General features: G+C 66.6%; 18 protein-coding genes. 8 read left to right on the top strand and 10 right to left on the bottom strand.

The features are described 5' to 3' along the window. Positions 1-56: 56 nt before the first annotated feature. Positions 57-1127, top strand: coding sequence for a polysaccharide deacetylase family protein (locus tag AKJ09_RS48750; RefSeq protein WP_146654710.1), 1071 nt, complete (start codon positions 57-59; stop codon positions 1125-1127). An 82-nt stretch (positions 1128-1209) separates the two neighbouring features. Next, complete coding sequence (locus AKJ09_RS48745) at positions 1210-1875, top strand: hypothetical protein (protein ID WP_146654709.1); 666 nt, start codon at positions 1210-1212, stop codon at positions 1873-1875. 6 nt (positions 1876-1881) lie between these two features. On the opposite strand, the gene AKJ09_RS48740 is transcribed toward AKJ09_RS48745, so the two are convergent. The 5 genes from AKJ09_RS48740 to AKJ09_RS48720 all read right to left on the bottom strand — a co-directional run bounded on the left by AKJ09_RS48740 (position 1882) and on the right by AKJ09_RS48720 (position 7487). After that, positions 1882-3249, bottom strand: coding sequence for a sulfatase (locus AKJ09_RS48740; protein WP_146654708.1), 1368 nt, complete (start codon positions 3247-3249; stop codon positions 1882-1884). A gap of 128 nt (positions 3250-3377) precedes the next feature. Then, positions 3378-5135: a GAF domain-containing hybrid sensor histidine kinase/response regulator gene (locus tag AKJ09_RS48735; protein ID WP_146654707.1), complete on the bottom strand. Its 1758-nt coding sequence runs from the start codon at positions 5133-5135 to the stop codon at positions 3378-3380. A 143-nt stretch (positions 5136-5278) separates the two neighbouring features. Next, positions 5279-6487, bottom strand: a complete 1209-nt coding sequence (locus tag AKJ09_RS48730; RefSeq protein WP_169928571.1) for a c-type cytochrome — start codon at positions 6485-6487, stop codon at positions 5279-5281. 113 nt (positions 6488-6600) lie between these two features. Next, a complete protein-coding gene (locus tag AKJ09_RS48725; protein WP_146654705.1) occupies positions 6601-6966 on the bottom strand; it encodes a GIY-YIG nuclease family protein in 366 nt (121 codons plus the stop codon). Continuing rightward, on the bottom strand, positions 6963-7487 hold the full coding sequence (locus AKJ09_RS48720; protein WP_146654704.1) for a hypothetical protein: 525 nt from the start codon (positions 7485-7487) through the stop codon (positions 6963-6965). The genes AKJ09_RS48725 and AKJ09_RS48720 overlap by 4 nt, the downstream gene beginning before the upstream one ends. Before the next feature lie 306 nt (positions 7488-7793). Here AKJ09_RS48720 and AKJ09_RS48715 point away from each other — a divergent pair, with 306 nt between their 5' ends. Further along, on the top strand, positions 7794-9191 hold the full coding sequence (locus tag AKJ09_RS48715) for a hypothetical protein (protein ID WP_146654703.1): 1398 nt from the start codon (positions 7794-7796) through the stop codon (positions 9189-9191). On the opposite strand, the gene AKJ09_RS48710 is transcribed toward AKJ09_RS48715, so the two are convergent. Beyond that, complete coding sequence (locus tag AKJ09_RS48710) at positions 9181-9417, bottom strand: hypothetical protein (RefSeq protein WP_146654702.1); 237 nt, start codon at positions 9415-9417, stop codon at positions 9181-9183. The genes AKJ09_RS48715 and AKJ09_RS48710 overlap by 11 nt on opposite strands. Positions 9418-9665: 248 nt before the next feature. Here AKJ09_RS48710 and AKJ09_RS48705 point away from each other — a divergent pair, with 248 nt between their 5' ends. Together AKJ09_RS48705 and AKJ09_RS48700 are read left to right on the top strand one after the other, a co-directional pair. Next, positions 9666-11072 carry a lamin tail domain-containing protein gene (locus AKJ09_RS48705; RefSeq protein ID WP_146654701.1) on the top strand — a complete coding sequence of 469 codons (1407 nt, stop codon included), beginning with the start codon at positions 9666-9668 and terminating at the stop codon, positions 11070-11072. A gap of 119 nt (positions 11073-11191) precedes the next feature. Further along, positions 11192-11635, top strand: a complete 444-nt coding sequence (locus AKJ09_RS48700; protein ID WP_146654700.1) for a single-stranded DNA-binding protein — start codon at positions 11192-11194, stop codon at positions 11633-11635. A 70-nt stretch (positions 11636-11705) separates the two neighbouring features. On the opposite strand, the gene AKJ09_RS48695 is transcribed toward AKJ09_RS48700, so the two are convergent. From AKJ09_RS48695 to AKJ09_RS48675, 4 genes are all read right to left on the bottom strand, one after another. Beyond that, positions 11706-12353 (bottom strand): regulatory protein RecX, encoded by a 648-nt coding sequence (locus tag AKJ09_RS48695; RefSeq protein ID WP_146654699.1) that lies wholly within the window; start codon positions 12351-12353, stop codon positions 11706-11708. A 3-nt stretch (positions 12354-12356) separates the two neighbouring features. Next, on the bottom strand, positions 12357-13061 hold the full coding sequence (locus tag AKJ09_RS48690) for a DUF924 family protein (RefSeq protein ID WP_205633993.1): 705 nt from the start codon (positions 13059-13061) through the stop codon (positions 12357-12359). An 11-nt stretch (positions 13062-13072) separates the two neighbouring features. Further along, positions 13073-16021 (bottom strand): tetratricopeptide repeat protein, encoded by a 2949-nt coding sequence (locus tag AKJ09_RS48680; RefSeq protein WP_146654698.1) that lies wholly within the window; start codon positions 16019-16021, stop codon positions 13073-13075. A gap of 195 nt (positions 16022-16216) precedes the next feature. Next, positions 16217-16648, bottom strand: coding sequence for a CopD family protein (locus tag AKJ09_RS48675; protein WP_146654697.1), 432 nt, complete (start codon positions 16646-16648; stop codon positions 16217-16219). A gap of 191 nt (positions 16649-16839) precedes the next feature. Here AKJ09_RS48675 and AKJ09_RS48670 point away from each other — a divergent pair, with 191 nt between their 5' ends. From AKJ09_RS48670 to pdxA, 3 genes are all read left to right on the top strand, one after another. Beyond that, positions 16840-18285, top strand: a complete 1446-nt coding sequence (locus AKJ09_RS48670; protein ID WP_146654696.1) for a TldD/PmbA family protein — start codon at positions 16840-16842, stop codon at positions 18283-18285. 85 nt (positions 18286-18370) lie between these two features. Further along, positions 18371-19105, top strand: a complete 735-nt coding sequence (locus AKJ09_RS48665; RefSeq protein WP_146654695.1) for a winged helix family transcriptional regulator — start codon at positions 18371-18373, stop codon at positions 19103-19105. Further along, positions 19102-20139 carry a 4-hydroxythreonine-4-phosphate dehydrogenase PdxA gene (pdxA, locus tag AKJ09_RS48660; RefSeq protein ID WP_146654694.1) on the top strand — a complete coding sequence of 346 codons (1038 nt, stop codon included), beginning with the start codon at positions 19102-19104 and terminating at the stop codon, positions 20137-20139. Before AKJ09_RS48665 ends, pdxA begins: the two co-directional genes overlap by 4 nt. The last annotated feature ends 6 nt before the right edge of the window (positions 20140-20145 follow it).

The following is a 20145-nucleotide window of genomic DNA, read 5'->3' as shown; positions in this document are numbered from 1 at the left end:
TCGCAGCAATTCGGCACCTCATTGACGGGCGAACCCTGCTCCACAGCTTTCGAGCGATGGCTCGCGCGTGGTGGTGGCTTCTGGCGGGGTGGTCGTCGATCGCGCTCGCGTGTTCGGAACGGACGGAGCAGCCCAGCGGGGGCGCAGCACCGAGATGCGCCGAGAACCCAGCGCTCGTCATGGGCACGTTCACCGGAACGTCGCTCGGTCCCAAGCAGCTGGCGCTCACCTTCGACGATGGCCACGGAAGTCGCACGATGGAGCTCGCCCGGTATCTCGAGAGTCAGGGCATTCGAGCGGGCTTCTTCGTCAACGGAATGCGGCTGCCCGATCATCTCGGTGTGCGCCAGGGGCTCGTCGCGCATGGCCACGTGATCGGCAATCACACGCAGGACCATCTCGATCTGACCAGCACGGCGGCGTTCCCGAACTCGGCGGCCGGCAATGCCGCGCTCGTCGATCAGCTCGCCGAGACCGACGCCCTCATCGCGCCGTTCGTTCCCGCATCGCGCTTCATGTTCCGCGCCCCTTTCGGAGCTTGGAACGCACGTGATCAGCAGGTGCTGTCTGCGTCGGCAATGGACAAGTACGTGGGACACATCGGCTGGGACATCGGTGGCGGACGCAGCGAGACGTTCGGGGCGGATTGGGCCTGCTGGCAGGACGATCCCAAGCTCACGACGCGAGCGTGCGGTGATCTCTACTTGAACGAGATCGAGGCCGTGGGCCGAGGGATCGTGCTGATGCACGATGCGGACTACGGCGACCCGTCCAACCACGCGCTCGACTCGGGCGTGGGCAACACGGTCGACATGGTGAAGTACCTCGTCCCGTGCTTGAAGGCGCGGGGGTACACGTTCGTTCGCGTCGACGAGGTGCCCGACATCGCGAACGTGTTGCCTCCGCTTCCGGTGGATCCTCCGCCCGATGCGGGGGCACCCGACGCGGCGACGCGCGACGCAGGGACCCCCGACGAAGGCACGGCCGATGCGGGGAGCACGTCGACCGACGGCGGAGCCTCGAGTGCGAGCCGCCCGGATTCCCCTCCGGCAGCAGGCACGACCGTCGTGCCCGCGCCTGATCCATGCGCGCCGAAAGACTCCGTCTACCAGCGCGCGGCCCACTGACGAATTGGCACGAGCACGAGCGTAGCCACGAAATTCGCCGTCGACGGGCGAGTGGCGCCGAGGAGCGCTAGGGTCGAGAGGCGTGCTTGCTCTTCGACTTCGAAACTCGCTCTACGTGGCGCAGCTCGTGGCCCTCGCGACGCTCGTGCGGAGTGTTGCGTTCGATCGGTGGATCACGGTGGCTGCGTCCATCGCTCTGTTCGCCGGAGCCACGGCCGCAACGCGAGGCAAGACGTGGGGCATCGGGCTCGCGCTCGCAGCAGCGACGGTCTTTCCGGCCGTGTGGGCGCTGGGAATGGCGCCAGGATGGTTCTTGGCGGTCGGGCTCATCGGAGCGCTTCCGTTCGTCCATGCCTCGCGCGCACTCGCGAAGTTCGACGCGCGCGCCACGGCGCTGGGGGCGACGATCGCCGCGATGCTCGGCGCCGGTGTTGCGTTCGGCTGGCGAGCCTACGCGTGGGACATCTTCACGAACGTTCCTGCGTTGCGTCCCAGCTACTATCCGCACCACCTCGCGGTGGTCGCCGCGCTCTTGATCGGAGCCATCGCGGCGCGGCGATGGCTGTTCCGCTCGTCGCTCAGGGAGGCGGTCGCCGCAGGGGAGCTTTCCCATGCGGGCGAGACGGTCGCCGCGGGCGCGCGCGTGAGCACCGACGTGCCGACGCGGGTGGCGGACGACCTCGACGACGAGGCCTTCGAGGCCGAAGACGCCGAGTCTGCGGCGGCTCGACGCCGCGTGAGCCGCTGAAGCTCGTTATTTGTCGTGCTTCGGGATGCCGCCGGTCGGGGCGACGTCGACGATGCGCTTCGAGACTTCCTTGTAACGTGCACGCATCTCGGTGGCGAGCGCGGTGTCCGTTCGGATGAGGTCCTTCTTCTCGCCCGGATCGGCCGCGAGATCGTAGAGGGCGAAGCGCGCGTCGTTGCCGAAGGAGATGAGCTTGGTGGTGCCGTGGACGAGCACGCGCCTGCGCTCGTTGTATTCGTCCTCGGGCAGATCGGCGATGACGTCGCGCGGGGCAGCACTGCCACCGGTGAGCTCGGGCACGAGGCTCGTTCCCGAACCTGCGAGCGTGACCTTGGCACCAAGGAGCTCGGCGAAGGTCGGCGCGAGATCGATGTGACCGCGCGGCTCGTCGATGGTGCGAGGCGCCTGGCCCGGCACGTAGAAGAAGAGGGGCACGCGAATCAGCTCTTCCCAGAGCTCGTGGGCATGCCGCATGAGGCCGTGTTCACCGAACGCTTCGCCGTGGTCCGCGGTGATCACGATGACCGTGCGCTTCGACCAAGGTTGCGTCTCCACCCAGTCGAGCAGCTTTCCGATCCAGAGGTCCGTGTAGAAGACCTCTTCGTCGTAGAGATCGCGTGCTCGTTTTCCGAAGTGCGGGCTCTCGGTGTGCGTCTTGTACTCGTCGTGCGGATCCATGTAGTGGAACCACGCGAAGAACGGATGATCGGGCTTCGCCTTCTGCGCAGCGTCGCCGAGGATCTGGATCGCGAGGGGCGTGAGCTTGTCGCTCGTGACGTACGGGTCGGTCTGGTAGTCGAACTTGATCCCGCTGACGAGCCGCCAGTCGCCGAAGCCGGACTCGTAGCCCGACTGCTTGGGCCCGAAGTACATGTGCGCGTGACCGCCCGAGCAGCCGATGTCGACCGCGGCGAGCTGCGTGCAGAGGAAGTCCTTCTGGGCGAGATAGCGCGTGAAGAACGAGCCCGTGCGGGCGAGCTCCGAGGGGTAGCGCCCGGTGAGCACGCCCGCGAGGCTCTTCGACGTGAAGCTCGAGGTCGCGTACGCGCGCGTGTACGCCGTCGACTTCGCGTGGAGCGCCGAGAGGCGAGGCGCAATGGGGCGGTCGTAGCCGGCCCAAGGCATGTCGGCGCGTAGGCTGTCGATCGAGACGAGCAGCACGTTGTAGGGGCCACCGGCCGATCCGTTCGCGCTCGTCGCGCCGGTGGTCTCTACACCGGCGTCGGCCGTGGCCGTACTCGCGGCCGCAGAAGGGGAGGGATGGGGAACCGCCTGCGTCGCTGTCGACGCGTTCGCCGTTGCCTCGGGGGAGCCGGACTTCGAGCAACCCGTGAGGGCTGCGAGCGAAGCCAGGGCGACGAGTGCCTTGCGCATGCGATCTGCCCTACCATGGCTCGCGCGTGGCGCCTCGTGGTTCCCGACCGCGAGCGCGTGCGACCGGAATTTTTCCCACGCAACAGCCGAGATGGGCCGCCCGCAGAAGCGACGGCATGCTCGTGCTCTCAGCCGTCGAGCGACTGGCGCACGCGCGAGAGCAAGCCTTCGGGGGTGAGCGGCTTCTGCACGAACGTCATGCCCTCGTGCAGCATGCCATGGCGAAGCGCGGCTTCCTCGGCGTAGCCCGACATCCAGAGGGCCTTCGTGGCGGGCCTCATCGCCGAGATGGTGCGCGCGAGCTCGACGCCGCTCATGCGAGGCATGACGATGTCGGTGAGGAGCAGGTGGATCTTTTTCTCGTAGTGCGTGCAGACGGCGATGGCCTCTTCGGGGCCGTTCGCTTCGAGTACTTCGTAGCCGCTGCGCTTCAGGATGCCGCGAGCGACGGTGCGCACCTGATCGTCGTCTTCGACGAGGAGCACCGTCTCCGTTCCTCCGAGCCGCTTGGGTCTCGAGGCGCCGGCCGGAGGACGAAGCGACGTCGCGCCCGAGTGCTTCGGCAAGTACACTTTGAACGTGGTGCCGACACCGGGCTCGCTGTAGACCCAGATGTGTCCACCGCTCTGCTTCACGATGCCGTACGCGGTCGGCAGACCGAGGCCCGTGCCGCGTCCTTTTTCCTTGGTCGTGAAGAACGGTTCGAAGATGCGCTCCTGCACCTCGCGGGTCATGCCGACCCCCGTGTCGCTCACCGCGAGGAGTCGGTACTGCCCTCCGCTCACTCCGAAGTGCTGGCTCGCGTAGTCGCTGTCGAAGGTGACGGTGCCCGTCTCGATGGTGAGCTTGCCGCCGTCCGGCATGGCATCGCGCGCGTTGATGACCAGGTTCAAGAGAACCTGCTCGATCTGTCCGGGGTCGGCCAGAACGGTGGCGCCGCCCGCGAGCCGAACCTCGAGCTCGACGTCGGCGCCGATGAGACGGCGCAGCATGTTCGCCGTTCCGGTGACGATGTCTTCGAGGTCGATGACGCGCAGTTCGAGCACCTGCTGGCGGCTGAAGGCGAGCAGCTGCCTCGTCAGCGCCGCGGCGCGCTCACCGGCCTTGCGGATCTCTTCGAGATCGTCGCGGACGGGATTCGACGGATCGAGGTCGTCGCTGACGAGCGAGGTGTAGCTGAGGACGACCGAGAGCATGTTGTTGAAGTCGTGGGCGATGCCGCCCGCGAGCTTGCCGATGGCGTCCATCTTCTGAGAATGGCGCAGCTGCTCTTCGGTCCGCTTGAGGAGCTCCTCGGCGCGGAGACGTTCGTCGAGCTCGTGGCGCGCGGCGGCCTCGGCCCGGTGCGCGAGTTCGAGGGCCACGGTCCGCTCGTGAATGCGCTCTTCGAGCTCACCGTATAGTTTGATGTTCTCGAGAGCGATCGAGGTGCTGTCGGCGAGCGCCTGGAGGACTCGCATGTCTTCCTCGCTCGGCGCTCGATGCTCCGCCCAGTAGGTTCCGATGGCACCGATCGGATCGTCGGTACGGATCGGGACCATCGCCAGGCTCTTCACGAACGTCGGGCGATAGAGATCGGCCGGTATGCGGTCGTCGGCATAGATGTCTTCGATGACCGTCGAGCGGCGGTGGAGCATCACCCAACCGCTGACGCAGCTCTCCATCGGAAAGCGATGGCCCTTCCAGAGAGGGGCGATGGCGTCTTCGTCCGCGTAGAAGCACTTATCGCCGTCGCGCAGAACGAACGTGGCGCCGTCGGCTCCGCTGAGCTCGCGTGCAGCGCGTCGGACGATCGTCTGCACGTCCTCGATGGTGCGCGACCGCGACAGATCTTGAACGGCTTGAACCAATCGGGCTGCACGGTTCGCACCGACTTCGACGACCACAGTACGAGGCTATCCCGATCGAGTTATGAAGGGAATCTCGCGCACGCCGTCGCGCGGTCGCTCTTGCCAACGGCTCTGCTCAATCGGCCGGTGGCCTCACGTCGCACTGCCGCGCGGGGACCAAGTCACCGGTCGGTCGATACTCAATGCGCCGGGCTCGGCGGCACGAGTCCGTAACCTTCCTTCGGCGGCGCCTCGACGCCCGGGGCCGCGACGACCGGATAGCCGCGACGGTGCCATTCGAGGATGCCTTCGTCGAGAATGGATGCGTGCTTGATGCCACGCTTGCGTAGCAGATCCACCACGTCGCCCGAGAGGTGGTGCGGGCACGCGCAGTACGCGATGACCCACGTGCCGTCGTTGGGGATTTCTTCGAGCCGTTTGGTGTCGTGGTACGGGATCGACACCGCACCCGGAATGTGGACGCGCATCCAGTCGGACGGCGGACGCGCATCGATGATGATGATCTTGCGCTTCTGATCGAGCGCTTCCTTCACCTGCTCGACGGAGACGAAGCGTTCGTCGGGGATGCACGGCGCCGCGTCGGGTTGGTTCGCCGTCTTCGGGCAGGGCGTCGAGCGTGGTTTGAAGTTCGGCGCCTGCCCGTGCGGGTTGATGACGAGCGGCTCCTTGCCCGTCGGTGCGGGAAGAAGCTCCACCGGCGGCGGCTTGTTGAAGGCACGGACGTACGCGATGACGTCGTCGATCTGCCCGTCCGTCAGCTTGCCCTGCCACGCTTCCATCGGCGTTCCCGGGCGGCCCTTCGCGATCGCCCAGCCGAGAAACTCGTCGGACGCTACTTCGAGAAATCGCGGATTGGCGAGGTGCACGGCGTTGCCTCGGACCTTGGCCGTGCCGTGACAGCGCTCGCAGCTGTCCGCATAGAGCTGGGCTCCTCGCTTCGCGTCGCCCGTTCCTCGCGGCGGAAGCGAAATCGGCTTCGATCCATGGCTGCGAATCCAGCCGACGACCTTGTTGACCGCGTCGGGCTTGAGTGGCCCTCCGCGGATCGCTCCGTAGGCCGCCATCGACGTTCCTGGCCGACCGTCGGTGATCGAGCGCCGGAGCTGATCGTCCGTTACGCTCTCGAGGAAGGTGGGGTTCACGAGCGAAGGGGCGTTGTCGGCCTTGTAGCCCGTGGCATCCGCGCCGTGACAGATCGCACACAGCGAACCGTAGAGTGCAGCGCCGTCGAGAGTGTTCAGCGCCGAGGCGTCCGATGCGGCGTCACCTGCGGCGGCATCTCCCGACGAGGGCGACGTCGACGCAGGCTTGCAAGCCACGAGCGCGGCGACCGCCATGGGCGGCGCAGCGAGAGCGAGAACCAGTGCGGAGAGCCGGCGTAGGCGCATCGGATTGCCGCGAAATACCATGCCTCCCGATCTGCGCCCACCCTCGTGTCGGCGGCGACCACTCGCATGGGGCGCGGAGGCCGGAAATCAGCCGCCGCGCTCCTGCTCGTCGTTCATTCGCGAATGTTTCGGTCCACGTTGTAGCCGCCCTCGCCAAACGGCGAGACCTTCTCGACCCAGCGCGCTTCGAGCTCCGCCAGCGCGGTTTCCATGCGGAAGTCTTCGTCGTTTTTCGGCGTGACTTCCTCCACGATGGCGAACGCGAAGGCGTCGGGGCCGAAACGCTGCCAGTCTCGCTGGAGCTCGCCGACGAAATGCCCGCCGAGCTTGAGCATGAAGCGATGCTTCTCGAGCGGCCCATGGAGATTCAGGCTGCTGCCGAGGAACACCTTGCCGTTCTTCGTGTTGGTGATGGTGAAGACGCCGGCTCGCTTCGGCGTCTCCTTGAACTGGCGCTTGAGCTCCGAGCGCGAGGTCATGACTTGCCTCCCACCGCGAAGAGCTGCGCGTAGAGACGTCGTCGCGCGTCGGTGCCGGGTTCGTGTGTCCAGTCGTGGCGGAGCTCGATCCACTCGCGGGCGCCCGGATCGAGCCCCAACTCGACGAGATACGCCGTGCCGACCACGAAGTAGTGACGCTTGTAGGCGAGCAGGAACTGCGTCTGGTCCATGAGCAGAGCGCGCGCCTCATGCACGTCCGAAAACCAGGCGTTCAGGAAGCCGTGGCACCGGGGTGGACTGAACAAGGTCCCCGCGCCTTCGGCCGACAGCTCGCCCTCGAGCACTCGAAGCGCGTGGGGGAAACCGACGAAGCCGAGCTCTCGGGCCACGATGGCAAGGCAATGCTTGCGCTGGATGCGCGAGCGCGCCTCTTCGTCCGCGACGACGTCACGCAAATCCGGCAATCGCTGGAGGCGACGCAGCGACGCCTCGTCGTTCGCGCTCGCTCGCTTGTGCAGCAGCTCCGCGCGGATCTTCAATTCTCGTACGGGATCAGACATGGCTCTCCTCGACGTGCCGAACCCGCTCTGTCGGCTGAACCAGTCGTTGGAGTGACCACGCGTTTCGTTCGAGACGATTCGTGACGAGGGTGAAGGCTTCTTTTGGCGGGAACGGCGCCCCTCAGCACCGCGAGCGAGAAACTAGCGGCTCGCGTGGTCCCGAGCAAGCGCGAGGGATCGCGCGCGGTCGTGCTCGGTCGCGTTGGATGGGCATGTCGTCGCTCCGGACGCCTGCTTTCCTGCTCCCGAGCGATCGTTCGCCTCGTCAAAGCACGAAAACCCAAGCTGGACTAAGGTGAACTCGTCGTGACCACTCGAGCCCTTCCGAACCCCACAGATCGCGATCGCGAATCGGAGCGTGATGCGCCGCCCCGGCTCCTCGCGCTGTCGCTCCACTTCGCTGGCACGGGCTGCGTCGTCATGGGCGTCGCCTTCCTCGCCGTGGCAGGCCTGATGTTGGGCCTGCCGCTCTCGGTGCTGACGGCCACGGGGCCTGCCATGTTCGTGGGGCAGGCCATGATGCTGTTCGGCTTGTTCTTGGGCGGCCGGCCGACCGAGGGCACGCGGATCTACTGGCTCGCGCGCATCGCGACCACGCTCTGGGGCACCGCGTTCGCACTCGATCTCGCACGCGCCCAAGTCCGCGTCTGGCTCACGTCCCATCTTCCGAGCGCGCGCGATGCGTCCCAGGCCGCGAGCTGGATCATCTGGTTCGTCGCACTCGTGCTTTTTGCGTGCATGGTGCACAAATCGCTTCGGAGCTTCGCCGCTCGAATGTGGGCCCTCGTGCTGGGCGTGTGCCTCGTCGGCGCGCAAGCGTGGCTCACGGCCTGGACCACGGTCGTGCACCCGACCTCCGCGCTCAAGACGGCATCGCTGACCTTCCGTCCGGTCATCTTCCTCCCCGGCGGGCTCGGGCTCCTCCTCGCCGGCGTGGGCCTCTTCGTGCTCGGCCGAATGGTGCAGGCCACGCTCGACCCGGAGGCCAAACCCGCGGCGAAAGCGCCGGTGAAGACCACCGCCAAAGGACGTCGAAAGATCCGCGACGAAGAGCGCGCGAAGCTCGCCGAGAGTCCGATCGCGCAGTGCTTCGCCTCGTCGCTTTCGCTCGTCGGTGAGGCCGTGGCCGCGATTTGCGGCGTCGCGGCGTTCCTGTCGATTCTCCTCGTCTTCGCGACGGTGCTCGGCCACTCACCGAAAGATGCGGACGACGTGGCCACTGTCGGGGGAGAGCTCGCCTCGCTCGTGGTCCTGTTCGTCGCCATGCGCCGCGTTTCGCCGTTTGCTCCGGCGGCTTGGCTGTTCGTGCTCGTCGGCCTCGTGCTCGAGCTCGTCGTGGCCGTTCTCGTTTACTTCGACTGGACTCGTGGCATGTTCGCGACCGTGCTTCCGTACCTCCGGCACCTGCCGCTGGTCCTCGCGGGCTGCGGCCTCGCGGCCTATTGGCGTCGAACGAGCGCGCTCGCAACGGAGAACCTGGTTCCTCACGAGCTCCTCGTTCGTCACGAGAGGCTCTTGAAGTTCTCTTCGATCGTGATGCTCGCGGTCGGCGTCCTGCTGAGTGCGCGTTCTGTGGTCGCCACGACGTCGCTGGCGGGCATCACCGGATCGCTTGCGTTGTGCATGGCCTGTCTCGGCCTCGTGCTCGGCATCCGACTCTCGACCACCGCGCACGAAACCGAAACGCGCCTGCTCAATCCCTGAGCCGGGCGTCCGCCTGGTCACCCTCGAGCGCCTCGGCGCGTTCGAGCTCGTGCTCGAGGAAGAAGCCGCCGAGCGCGCCCATCACGGCACCGAGTATTCCGGCGACGCTGATCCCTGCTACGCCGCCGAGGATGCCGGTCGTCGCGCCGATGAGCGCGCCCGAAACCACGCTGGCATTCCGCATTTCATGTCGCCCGTGACTCGAGAGAGCATGTTCGCGTTTCATGATTCACCTCGTTTTCGCTGGGTGAGGTGAATTGCATCGGCCATGCCGCGAGGAGGATCCGCAGGTTTTCGTGCGGTGGGGGCTCGTTGTCCCGAGATTTGGCTGGTTTTCGTGTCGGTCGACGGACAGTTGGTGTCGTCCCCCTGAAACGTCCGGGTTCGGACGGCCTCCTGCGTGACGAGTTGGTGTCGGAGAATCTGCGCATTTTTCGCGTGCGCGTGGAATGGCTCGAGCTAGAGCGTCCGGCCATGGTTCGAGCATCAAAGAAGACTTTGCTTGTCGGGATGGCGTTCGGCGCCTCCTCGCTTCTCGCGTTTGCTGGCTGCGGGGACGACATGGCGACGACCCCGTCGACCCTTGGCCAAATCGATGCGGGCTCGAAGGATGCCCGCGCGCGTGACGCCACGACGGATTCCGGCAAGGACGCCGGCAAGGACGCGTCGAAGGATCCGACGGAAGACGACTCGGGCACCGATCCCGAGGTCACGAAGTTCAACGTCACGGCGGTGTCGTCGACCGGCTCCACGCAGATCAAGGTGGCCTTCGATGCCCCGCCGAACGCGACCGAAGCGGTCGACCTCGCGAACTACGCGGCCCCGGGCCTGACCTTCAGCGGAACGCCTTCGCTTTCGGGCAGCACGGTCACCCTCACGACGAGCGCGCAGGAAAACAAGAGCTACACGCTGACCGTCTCGAACGTCACGCGCGCGAGCGATGGCGAGGCGCTCTCCGCCACGACGGCGACCTTCAAGGGCACCGTGGCGTTGCCCACGACCGCGCCCACGGTCACGAACGTCGTCGTGAGCGCGTCGAACCCGGACAACGGCGCGATTCCGTACAACACGGGCACAGCCACGGTGGTCATCACCGGCACCGGCTTCGCCGGCATCGATTGCGCAGCGGCCACGAAGCCGATCAAGCTCGACGACCTCGACGGACTCGGCACCGCGGTCGGCACGACGGCCACGAGCTGTACGGTCGATTCGGCGACCCAGGTCACGGCCACGTTCCCAGCCGGCATCCGTACGAACGGCGCGACGGGCTGGAATGTCCTCGTCACCAACGTCATCGGCGCCAACACGTCGAGCGCCGTGAAGTTCGTCCCGGTCGCCGGCCTCGTGATCAGCGAGATCTACACGGGGACGTCGGGAAACACCGACCACGAGTACGTCGAGATTTACAACCGGACCTCGAAGAGCATCGACGTGAAGGCGCTGGGCATCCACCTTCATACGCTGAGCTCGGGCGGCACCGGAGCGAACAAGGCGCTGACCTACGTGACGGCAGGCGTGATTCCGTCCCACGGCTTCCTCGTCTTTGCCTCCGCAGCGTCGACCGCCGCCGACTCTTGGTTCAACGTCCGTGACATCACCTTCAGCGCAGCCAGCGCAGGCCTCGTTGGAAACGGTGGCGTCTACATCAGCCTCAGCACGACGGAGGCCGTCAAGGTGCTCGACAAGGTGGGCTGGGGCAAGCAGCCGGCGACTGGCTTCGAAGGCAACGTGCTGCCGGACATTGCCAGCAACTACAGCGTCGAGCGCAAGCCCGCCGGTGGGGCCGGACATTCGGTCGACACCGACGACAACAAGGCCGACTTCAATGCGGCGTCGACGACGCTCACGCCGCGTGGCACGGCGAGCGCGGCGCAGCCCTGAGTTCGCCAAGAAGGTGGCCGCGGCCAGGTCGAAATCTGGCCGCGCCACCCGAGCGCCCGCGCAAGCGCGCGAGATTGCTACGCGGCGGTCCTGGCGCGCGGCGTGCTGAAGCGTCGGGCATGGCAGAAGGACTCAACAAGGTCATGTTGCTCGGAAACCTCGGCTCGGATCCGGAGCTGCGAACCACTGCGAATGGTCAGCAGTTCCTGAAACTGAGTCTGGCGACGAGCTTCAGTTTCATCGACAAGAACAACCAGAAGCAGGAGCGCACGGAGTGGCACTCCGTGAAGGTTTGGGGCAAGCGCGCCGAGCCGCTCTCGCGCATGCTCGCGAAGGGGGCTCGGATCCTCGTCGAGGGCCGCATCGAGTCGTACAGCTACGAGAAGGATGGCTCGAAACGGTACGGCACCGACATCATCGCCGAAGACGTCCACTTCGCCGGCTCTCCGCGCAGCTCCGGCACGTCGACGTCGACGGTCCACGCGTCGCGCTACGTGAACGGCAGCGCGGCGGTCCTCGGTGGCCCGGGCCAGGCGGCCAACGTCGACAACATCCCATTCTGATCGCTGGCGAACGGAAGGGGCGCGGGGGCGTGGAGATTTTTCTCCTCGTCCTCGCGGCCCATCGCGGCGATCAGAACTCGCCGCGCCGGTGCTCGCGGAGATGCTCTTCCGCCTGCTCCAGGTCCATGCGGAGGACGCGGTCGCTCGTACGAAAATCGAAGCCCGCGCGCGCCATGGTGGCGAGGGCTTTCTGCTTCGCGGCTTGGCGATCGGCGGCGGTCAACTCGTCACGCTCGCGAGCGAAAGGGCCGAGGCGACGCTTGCGCGCGAAGGTGATGGCGGCGCCGAGTTCGTCTTCGTGACGGTTCGGCAGTGCCTCGCGCACGATCTCCTCGGAGGCGCCCTTGGCGGTCAGGTGAGCCTCGATGGCCCTCCGCGATCGGCCCGATCGTGAGAGGCTGCGAGCGCGTGCGTTGGCGAATGCCGCGTCGTTGACGAGACCTACCTCACGAAGTCGAGCGACGACCGGCGCGATGGCCTCGCGTGCGCGACTCGCTTCGTTCTCCACCGTTTCGACGTCGCGGCCCGAACGCACGGCGCGCTGCGCCCAGTTTGCGACGCGTCGTTCGAGCGTCTTCTTCACACCCGCGGCCGTCGCTGCGCTCCGCGCGAGATAAGCGAGTGCCGCTTCGTGCAACACGGCTTGCGTGGGCGCGGGCGGTACCTCCTTGGTGCGCGAGGTACGTGGGGAGCGACGACCTTCGGCGGAAGTGGCCATGACTCAGAACGACGAGTTCGGCTCCTTCAAGAACTCGATCTCGTCCGGCGTGGACGTGCGCCCGAGAATCGCGTTCCGGTGCGGAAAGCGCCCGAAACGCTCGACGATGCGCGCGTGGAGCTCGGCGTAGTGCGCGTTGTTCGAGATCTCCTCGCGCAGGTGACTCGGGCAGATGCGCTGCAACTTGGCAAAGCCCTCGATGCATCGCCGCTGCATGGCGCGGTCCTCCGCGTGCTCGAGCGGCATCAGCAAGAAGAGCGCCTGGGCCGTAGGAAGGACCTCGTCGTCCTTCGCGTCGAGGGCGACGCGGGCAACGGAGAGAGCAAGCGCGTCTTGGGCGAAGGCCTGCTCGGTTCCGCGGAACATGTTCCGTGAGAACTGATCCAGCAAGACGACGAAGGCGACGCGGCCCTCGGGAGTGCTTCGCCACGCATCGAGCTCACCGCGCACGGCGGCCTCGAGCGTTGCCTCGAAGCGCTCGCGAATCGCGGCGTCGAAGGCTTCGTCTTTCGACCACCACGACGGGCTCTTCGCGAACGGCGGATCGCCCGGCTCACCGAACCAGAACCGCAGAACGTCGTCGGCCGTCTGCACGCCCGTCTGCACGCCCGTCTGCACGCCCGTCTGCACGCCCGTCTGCACGCCCGTCTGCACGCCCGTCTGCACGCCCGTCTGCACGCGACGCGTCGCTTCCGTGCCCTCTGCCATGATCGTGCCCTTCAGGCTTTGCTGACGAGGTCGTCGAACGCGCGATCGAACTCGTCGTCTGCACCGACCGCCGCTTGGCGAAGGGGCGTCTTCGGCTCGTTCTTCGCGAGTCGACGCACGCGCTCCTGCACGTCACGGTAGTTCGGATCGCGGCGCATGCACTTCTGGTAGTAGGTGAGCGCCTCCTTACCCAGCTTCTTCGCCTCGTACGCTGCGCCGATCTCGTAGCAGAGCATCGTCTCCTGCTGCGGCTCCTTGATGGCGGCGTTGAGGCCGGCGAGGAACGCTTCGATCGCCTCGTTGAGGTTTCCGCGTTCGATCTCGATCATGCCGATCATCGAGCGACACACGCACTCGCGCATCGGATCGCGTGATGCGACCTCGAACTCGCGGATGGCGTCGTCGACGAGCATCATCTCCTTGTAGGCGATGCCCAAGTTGTAGTGCGACTCGGAGTCGTCGACGCTGATCTGCTTGGCGACGCCTTCCTTGAACTTGGCGAAGACCTCTTCGACGTCGACCTGCTGATCGTCGTTCGCGTAGCCCTCGGCAGGCTCCACATCGCCGTAGTCGAGCCCCTCGAGGGCATCGAGCGACGCGCCGATGTCGTAACCGCTCTCCTGCGATGCTTGCTGTTGCTCCTCGCGAGGCTTCTCGCGTGCGCCGCTGCCACGCTGCTCTTCTTGTGCGTCGAGCTCGGCGAGCCGCTCGCGAAGGAGCGGATTGTTCGGATAGCGACCGAGCTGCTCGACGAGGATCGCGCGTGCGTCGTCGAAGAGTCCGCGCGAGCAGAAGAACTCCGCTTCGTCGAGCGCGTCTTCGAGATCGTGATGCGCTGCCGCTGCACTCGACGGGCTGATCGCGAGCGGAGGCGGAGCGGGAGGCGGGGGAAGAACGGACGGCGGACCAGGTGCATACGTCGAGGCGGCGTAGGCCTCGGCGTCGTGCGGGGGAGCCGTGGCGCCCGCCGTCGGATCGGCGTCGTACCCGTTCGGGTCGTATTCGTTCGGTTCGTACTGATCGAGCTCGTACTGACCCGGGACGCGCGTGCGTGCTTCGGGCTCTTCGAGCGGGAAGCTCGGGAGCGCGCCGTGCCCCTCGGGAGGAATGCTGCCGCGTCCGCGGTACACGTGGCGATCGTCCGCGTACTGCGCGGACACGTCGGCGGCGCGCATCTCCTCGAGGTCGTACGAGGGGAGGGGCGTCTGCTCCGGCGACTGATCGAACTCGTCCTGCTCGAGATCGGAGGCGGCGCCCACCTCTTCGTTCTCGTCGACGATCTCGTAGCCGAGCTCCTGGAGAAGCTCGATCGCTCGCTGGTTCTGCGGATCGAACGCGAGGACGTCTTGCAGCGCGCGCGCCGCGGACTCGCCGTCGAGCGAATCCACGTAGAGGCCGGCGATGACGAGCATCTCCTGCACGGCCTCTTCGGTCTGACCGGACTCGATGAGGACATCGCGATAGACCTCGTGGAGGTCCATCGACCGCGGGTCGACATCGAAGCCGGCGCGAAGCGTGTCGAGTGCCTTGTTGTAGAGGCGCACGCGACGGAACGCGTGGGCGTCGCCGATGATTTTCTGGATCTGCTCGGCGAGGTCTTCCGGCTCGCCGTAACCCTCGGCGGGCTCTTCGGTCTGATCGCCGTAGGTGGCGTACGGCTCTTGCTCCTCGTGAGCCTGATGGCCGTGATGCGCCGCGCCTCCCGCATAAGGCTCGCGATCGAAGCCCGTGCGCGTCTCGACCTCGGCGTACTCGGGCGCGTCTTCGTACCCGCCCGCCTCGTCACCGGCTTCGTAGGTCTCGACCTGCGAGACCTCTTCGATGACCTCTTCCGCGTCGACCTCTTCGTATCCGAGCTCCTCGACCTGCTCGAGATCGGGGGCGGACGCGGTGGGCATGCGAGGCGGCGGCGCCGGCGGCGGAGCCGCGTACATGTTCTGCGTCGCGGGACGCTGCAAGCCGCTGGCTTGCGGATAATCCGGAGCCGCAGGTGCGGGCGCGGCGATGGCTGCGCCGGTTGCTCCGAGTTGACCGCTCAGCTGGCCGGCGAGCTTGCGGACGCCTTCGTCGTTCGGAGCGACGCGAAGCAGGCGCTCGACGATCTCGCGGAAGAGGTCCTGCTTGCCGGAGTCACGCGCGACGCGCGCCATCTCCTTCTGGACCTCGATCGCCTTCGCGCCCTGACCGATGGCGTTGAAGGCGCGTGCGAGCAGCGCAAGCGTGTCGAAGTCGCGCGGGTTCGCTTGGAAGCAGATCTGCAGCTTCGCCAGCGCCTGCATGCCGTCCTGCGGTTGAGCGCGGGAGAGATACAGCTCGGCGCAGATGCGCGCCTGCTCGGCATCGGGCTTGTGATGAAGGAGTCGCTCGAGAACCTTGAGCGCGTCGTCGCGACGGCCGATACCTGCAAGCTGAGACGCGGCGGTCTTGAACTCGAAGACCGCGCCCTCGACGTCTTTCACGCGCGAGAACGCCTCGGCGAGACGCAAGTGCGGGAGCGGGTTCGTGGGATCGAGCTCGACGATCTTCTGAAAGACTTCGATCGCCTCCTGATCGCGCTGCTGGCGCTGGAGGCGCGTGGCCACTTCGTCGAGCGCGGCCAGCGCGTCGCTGGTCAGGCCGAGCTGCTGGTAGAGCTCGGCGAGCTTCGGCGCGATGTGCCCGTAACGCTCTTCGAGCTGCGGAACGTGCTTCGCGATGATCTCGCGGATCTGCTTGTAGACCGCGATCGCTTTGAGCGCGAAACCTTGCTGCGCATAGAGGCGCCCGACGCTCTCGTAGGTCGAGATGGCGTCCGCGTGCAGGCCCTGCTTGGCTTGCAGGTCACCGATCTTGAGCAGAGTCCGAGCGTCGTTCGGATCTGCATCGATCAGCTTGCGATACTCCAGGACGGCCTTGTCGTACTTCTTCTTCTCGACGTACTTCTGGGCGGCCTGGAGCACCTTGTCGCGATCAATCGCCACGTTAACGGGGGCTCCCTTGCGACGAGGACCGAGCGGATCGGACCTGCGTGTGTTGCTCGCGTTGCGCGCTGGAAGGTGAAGAGCGAAGGGACAAGCGGGTTACTTTCCGTACCGAGCAGCAGCGTATCGCGTCGACATTCGCGACGACATCCTCACGACCGATCGTCGCGTAAAGGAGACTCTTCAAGGCCGACGTCACGGAACAAGCATCCCCTTGAGCACGGCGAAGATGACGGTGAGAAAGGCAAACGCCAACGTGGCACCGGTCAGAATAACGCTACTTCTGCCAGCTTGCCTACTTCCGGACGCGGCCTTGCGTGCCCTCGCCCCGATGAAGTGGTGGAGGGTGATGACCACGAAGGCGGCCGTGAGCTTTCCGTGGAACCAATGAAGGCGCATGTAGGCGCCCGGGGCCTCCAGAAGGCGGGCCACGCCGAACAGTAAGCTCATGAGGAAGGCTGGAACGGCCACCCGTCGATAGAGCTGCAGCGCGACCTGGGCGATGGCATCGGCCCGCTCGCTGATTTCGGTCCGGGAGGAGGCGGCCGTCAGCCAGCCGACGGCGGCGATCGAGCCGATCCAGACGGTGTTGGCGAAAATGTGGAGAGCGAGAAAGAGCTGCGTCATCGGATCGGTCTCGTGACCGGTCGATGACCGGTCTCGTTTTTGGGCTCGTTTGGGGCTCGTTTTTGGGCGCCCTCGTTGCTTGGGCGCGCACTATAGGGCTGCCCCTGCCCATGAGCCCAGCGTTCTGGTGGTTCGTCGGGTTCGAGCGGTCGACGTAGCCCGCGCGTGCGTTCGCGGTTACGTTGCTCGCCATGCCGACACAGTCTGCGCTTTACAAGGCTCCGTTCGGTCCGGGCGGTGCCAGCGAGGTGGATGCTCAGCTCGCCTCGAAGCTTCTCGCGGTCGCGCTCTCGCGCGGTGCGGACTACGCAGATCTTTTCTTCGAGTACCGAGCCGCCGGCGGCCTCGTCTACGACGAAGGCATTCTGAAGAGTGCCTCGCGCGGGGTCTCGATGGGCCTCGGCGTCCGCGCCCAGCAGGGTGACGCCACGGGCTACGCCTATACCGAGAAGCTCGATTGGGAAGCCATGGAGCGCGCCGCCCAGACGGCCGCCTCGATTGCCTCGGGCGGCGGAGCGCCGGTCCCCCAGAAGGTGGAGGTCCGATCGCTACCGAGCCGTTACGAGCTCGACACGGTGACGCTCGACGTGCCCGGCATCGAGAAGCGGAAGATTCTCGAGCGCGCCGCGGCCGCCGCCCACGCCCACGACCCCCGCGTTCTGAAGGTCGAGTGCTCGTTCGCCGAGGAAATCAGGGAAATCCTGGTGGTCACGAGCGACGGCAAGCTTGCGCGCGACGTGCAGCCGCTCATGCGCTTCGGCGTTCGCGTCATCGCCGAGCACAACGGCAAGCGCCAGGAAGGCAGCTCCGGAGGCGGTGGGCGCACGACCATCGGCTACTTCGACGGGAAATCCCCGGAGTGGCACGCCAAGAACGCCGCCGAGCTCGCCATTCTCATGCTCGACGCGCAGGAAGCGCCCGCCGGTCAGATGGAGGTCGTGCTCGCCCCCGGCGACAGCGGCATCCTCCTGCACGAAGCGGTCGGTCACGGCCTCGAGGCCGACTTCAACCGCAAGGGCACGAGCAATTACGCCGGCCAGATCGGGAACCTCGTGGCCAGCGAGCTCTGCACCGTCATCGACGATGCGACGCTCCTCCAGTCGCGCGGATCGATCAACGTCGACGACGAGGGCAACGAGCCCCGCTCGAGCGTCCTCATCGAGAACGGAAAGCTCGTCGGTTACATGCACGACCGCCTGAGCGCCCACCACTACAAGCTCGGCCCGAGCGGAAACGGCCGCCGCGAGAGCTTCGCGTGCGCGCCCATGCCCCGCATGACCAACACCATCCTCACCGCCGGGCCCCACGATCCGGGCGAGATCCTGAGGAGCGTCAAGAAGGGCATCTTCGCCAAGAAGTTCGGTGGCGGTCAGGTCGACATCTCGAACGGCGACTTCGTCTTCTCGCTCACCGAGGGCTACCTCGTGGAAGATGGCAAGATCACCGCCCCGCTCAAGGGCGTGAACCTGATCGGCAACGGTCCCGACGTCCTCCGTAAGGTCGTCATGCTCGGAAACGACGTGGAGACGTCGGACGGCATCTGGACCTGCGGCAAGGACGGGCAGAGCGTGCCGGTCGGCGTCGGCTGCCCGACCATCAAGATCAGCTCGATCACCGTCGGCGGAACGAAAGTCTGAAAGACGCGCAGCCATCCGGATTGACGCGGTGCGACATAATCCTGTCGCCTCGCGTGTCGGTCTGGTGTAAACCGCGCCACGTTCCATGGGCTCGTTCGTCGTCGTCATCGGCCATGGGCCTGACCTCGAAGCGCCCGAGGGGGCGGCTGCTCTCGTCCGCACCCTCGGCGCCGACGTTCGGACCCTCGACCTCTGGGACGAAGGCTCGTCGCTCTTCGACCAGGAGGGCGCGCACGCACGGGTGATCGTGATCGAGGCCGGCGAGCGGCCCGACCTCGCTGTTGCCGCGCTCCGAGCGGTCCGCAAGACGATCGAGCTCGCCGAGACGCCGGCGCTCGTCACCGTCTCGCCTCGTCAGATCGCCACGTTCGACCCGGCGAGCGGCTTCGACGACTTCATCGTCACGCCGTGCACGCCCGTCGAGCTCTACGCGCGGATCCGTCAGCTCGAATGGCGTCGCAGCGAGTTCTCGACCGAGGAGCGCTTCAAGGTCGGGCGCTTGCTCGTCGACCGCGCGGCACACGAGGTCCTCGTCGACGGCCGATCGATCGTCCTCACCGCCAAAGAGTTCGCGCTGCTCGCGTTCCTCGCCCAAAACCGAGGTCGCGTATTCTCGCGCGACACGCTCCTCTCGCGCGTGTGGGGCGCTCGCTACGAAGGCGGCGCGCGCACGGTGGACATCCATGTACGCCGTCTGCGCATGAAGCTCGGCGACGCGTTTCCGCTCGAGACGCTGCGCGGCGCGGGCTACAAGCTCCCGAGCCCCGTCGCCGGAAAAGACGCGAGCTCGATGGAGCTCTCGCGAAAGAAGCCCAAATGAAGTTTGCGCGGCTCGCCGTCAGCGTGGGGTGTCCATCGGGCGTTGGCCCCGAGGTGAGCGTGGCTGCTGCGGCCAAGCTCGGCGCGCGGGATCGCGCGCGCGTTCTGCTCGTCGGCGATCTTGCCGGCCTTCGGGCGGCAGCCAAGGCCGTGAAGGTCGATCCGGCGAAGCTCGTGCAGGTCGACTCGGCCGCGGAGGCTTGGGATCTCCCACGCTCGCGGTTTGCCGTTTTGCAGGTCGGCGGACCGCTCGGGGCGGACGATCGAAAGCCCGGTCGTCCTTCGCGCGCCGGAGGTGCCGCGCAGCTGCATTGGATCGACGCTGCGACCGATCTCGTCGCGGCGGGCGAAGCCGATGCCATCGTGACTGGGCCCGTCAGCAAAGACGCCATCGCGCATTCGGGCGCGAAGGGCTCACGAGGCTTTCTCGGGCACACCGAACACCTTGCGGCGCGCCTCGGTGCGCCCGAGGTCACGATGGCCTTCCACACCGACGTGCTCACCACGTCGCTCGTGACCACGCACCTCGCCATCGCCGACGTGCCGAAGGCGATCACGAAAAAGGAAGTCGCGCGCGCGGCGTTCTGGACGGCCTCGTTCGTGCATCGTCTCGGAGTCCGCCATCGTGAGTCGCGCAAGCCGCGTGTCGTGGTGGCCGCGCTCAACCCGCACGCGGGGGAGAATGGTCTCCTCGGACACGAAGAGACGCGCACGATCGAGCCGGGTATCGAGCTCGCACGAAAGCGCCTCGCCAAAGCGAAGATCGGCGTCGAGCTCGTCGGCCCCGTGCCCGCGGAGAGCGCGTTTCGTCTCGCGGCGAAGGGGGAATACGACGCCGTGGTCGCGATGTACCACGACCAGGCCACGATCCCGATGAAGCTCCTCGGCTTCGGCGAGGCGGTGAACGTCTCGCTCGGCCTGCCCATCGTACGCACGAGCGTCGACCACGGAACGGCGTACGACCGCGCCGGCAAGGGCACGGCCGATCCACGCGGCATGATCGAAGCGATGCGCCTCGCCGTTCGCCTGGTCTGACCTTCG

It is taken from the genome of Labilithrix luteola (assembly GCF_001263205.1).
Classification (GTDB): domain Bacteria; phylum Myxococcota_A; class Polyangia; order Polyangiales; family Polyangiaceae; genus Labilithrix; species Labilithrix luteola.
This window is presented reverse-complemented; position numbering and strand designations above follow the sequence as displayed.